The organism is Paracoccus rhizosphaerae (assembly GCF_026162645.1).
Lineage (GTDB): Bacteria > Pseudomonadota > Alphaproteobacteria > Rhodobacterales > Rhodobacteraceae > Paracoccus > Paracoccus rhizosphaerae.
The window spans coordinates 1-2,432 of sequence record NZ_JAOTBE010000141.1 but is presented as its reverse complement, the minus strand read 5'-3'; the positions used below and the strand labels follow the sequence as shown (position 1 = coordinate 2,432).

Annotated in this window: 1 protein-coding gene and 1 pseudogene; both read left to right on the top strand. The window is 66.5% G+C overall.

Features of this window, described 5'->3' with window-relative positions; translation table 11 throughout:
• Window positions 1-1,254: terminase large subunit (locus OC184_RS19870; RefSeq protein WP_265508917.1), on the top strand; the 1,254-nt coding region annotated here is incomplete at its 5' end.
• Between the two features lie 9 nt (window positions 1,255-1,263).
• Window positions 1,264-2,432: pseudogene (locus tag OC184_RS19865) on the top strand (hypothetical protein); the annotation flags it as partial.

Here is a 2,432-nt window from a genome sequence, read left to right as displayed (position 1 = left end):
GTCTCGGCGGTGGGCATCTACGACGCGCACAACGCCCCGAAGAAGCTGATCCTGAGGAAGGAGCAATCCTATCTCGAAGTCATCTCGGGCGATGGTGGCCCGCAGCATGGCCGCACGCCCGGCTTCGTGCTGGCCGACGAGATCCACATCTGGAAGGGCCGCGATCTCTGGGAGGCGCTGACCACGGGCCTGGAGAAGATCGACGACAGCCTCCTGGTGGTGGCCTCGACCGCCGGCCGGGGACAGGACAGCCTCGCCTGGGACTTCTTCGAGGATGCCCGCAACGTGGCGCGCGGCAAGGTCGATGATGCCTCGATCCTGCCGATCCTCTTTGAGGCCGACCGCCGCGACGATTGGGAAGACGAGGAGCTGTGGCACCGGGTGAACCCCGGCCTGCAGCATGGCTATCCCTCGCTTGCGGGCTTTCGTCGCCACGCCAAGCGGTCGCAGCGCAGCGTCGGTGACCGGCAGAGCTTCAAGCAGCTCAAGCTGAACATCTGGCTTGATGCCTCGACCGAGCCGCTGGTGGACATGGACATCTACGACGCGGGCAGCCGGGACTATGACCTCGACGCGCTCCGCGACGAACCTTGCTGGCTGGGCGTCGACCTGTCGTCGACCGTCGACCTCTCTGTGATCGTGGCCTGCTGGCGGGTGGCCGAGGGCTATCACGTCAAGGCGTGGTTCTTCTGCCCGCAGGAGACCGTCGACAGCAAGGACGATGGCGGGATGCTCGACGACGATGGCGTGGCACAGCGCGAGAGCCAGTCGGGGGCACCCTATACCCAATGGGTCGAGGAGGGCCTTGTGACCGCCACGGCCGGATCGGTGATCGACTATGCCGAGATCGAGAGCAAGATCATCGAACTCTGCGAAGATCTGAACGTGCAGGAGATCGCGTTCGACCCGCACATGGCCCGGCAGGTGCAGCCAAAGATCCTCGAAGCCGGGCTGCCCGCGGTGGACTTCCGGCAGGTGCCGTCCCTGATGATGCCGGCGGCGATGGAGCTGGAGCGGGCGCTTCTGGGCGGCGAGTTCCACCACGGCGGCAACCCGGTCCTGCGGCACTGCTTCGCCAATGTCGTCGTGAAGCGCAACGATCACGGCCATGTCGTCAAGTTCACCAAGCCCAAGAAGTGGCTGTCGATCGACGGCGCCGTGGCCGCGGCGATGGCCGTGTCACGTGCGGCCGCCAACGAGGGCGGCCTGACCACCAATCAACCCTGGTTCAACGACGACATGTGGACCGTCTAGGAGGCGATGATGAACGCAATGACGGGCGACGAGCGCCTGATGGTCCTCCTGGAGGCCCGGATCAACGACTTCGAGCGCAACATGCGCAAGGCCGAGCAGACCGGCACGCGGACCTTCCAGGGCCTGCAGCGCGGATCGCGATCGGCAACCCGGCAGATGGAAGCCGACATGGCCCGATCGACCAGCGCCATCAACCGCGCCGTCTCGGCCACCACCGGCAGGATCGGCACGCTGGCCGCCTCCTTCGCGGGTGGCCTCGCGGCAGGGGCGGCGGCCGGGCTGTTCGCGGGCGTGACCGGCAGCATCGCCTCGACGGTGCAGGGCATCGCGGATCTAGGGGCAGAGGCGAAGCGCGCCGGCCTCGCGGCGCAGGACTTCCAGGAGTGGAAGTTCGTGGCCGATCAGAACCGGGTGAGCGTGGATGCCCTGGTCGATGGCTTCAAGGAGCTGTCCCTGCGCGCCGACGAGTTCATCGTCACCGGCAAGGGACCGGGGGCCGAGGCCTTCACTCGCCTTGGCCTCTCGGCCGACCGGCTCAAGGACAAGCTTGAAGATCCGTCCGAACTGATGCTGGAGATCATGCGCCGGATGGAGGGGCTGGACCGCGCCGCGCAAATCCGGGTGGCAGACGAGATCTTCGGCGGCACCGGCGGCGAGCAGTTCGTCCAGATGCTGGGGCAGGGTGAGCAGGCCCTGCGCGACACCATCGCCCGCGCGCATGAGACCGGCGCCGTGCTGGACGACGAGCTGATCCGCAAAGCCGAGGAGATCGACCGGAAGTTCAACGAACTGACCACCAGCGCCAGCAACTTCGCCAAGCGCATGGTTGTCGGCGTCGTAGCAGCCGGGGTCGAACTGGCCGACCTGCGCGAGCGGCTCGACCAGATCTTCGACAGCGAGGACCAGGGCCGGGCCATCCTGGGCGATGAGATCTATGACAGCCTCTCGCAAAACCGCGACATGGTGGACGCGAACGCCGAAAGCCTGGCGGTTCTCAATCAGCAGTATCAGGCGCTGGCCGAGGAAGCCGATCGTTCCGGCATGGCCCTGATCGACGCCATCAGCAAGCTGGACAGCTTGGGCTATGATGACGCGGCTGACGGACTGCGCGCGGCGTATGGCGAGATGCAGACGCTGGTCGAGGCCTTCCGCGACGGCGAGGTGTCTGGCGAGGACTT